Below are 303 nucleotides of genomic sequence, written 5' to 3' on the forward strand. Positions count from 1 at the left end.
TCGGCGTGTACGGCATCAACCAGGGCGGCCTGGGCCTGGTCAGCGCGAACTACGACCTGAACTACCAGGGCAATAACCTGACCATCACCAAGGCGCTGCTGAATGTGATCGCCGATGCCAAGACCAAGGTCTATGGCGACGCCGACCCGAGCCTGACCTACCAGGTCAGCGGCCTGAAGAATGGCGATACCGCTGGCGCGGTGCTCAATGGCGGCGGCCTGGTTCGTGTCTCCGGCGAAAACGTAGGCAACTATGCGATTCAGCAGGGTGGCCTGGGTCTGGTCAGCGGTAACTATGACCTGG

At 61.7% G+C, this 303-nt stretch carries 1 protein-coding gene; it reads left to right on the forward strand.

The window, feature by feature from the left end; translation table 11 throughout:
- The coding region (locus HMPREF2914_RS10875) for an MBG domain-containing protein (protein ID WP_139148204.1) at positions 1-303 on the forward strand (303 nt) is incomplete at both ends.

The organism is Pseudomonas sp. HMSC067G02 (assembly GCF_001813485.1).
Taxonomy (GTDB): Bacteria; Pseudomonadota; Gammaproteobacteria; order Pseudomonadales; family Pseudomonadaceae; genus Pseudomonas; species Pseudomonas aeruginosa.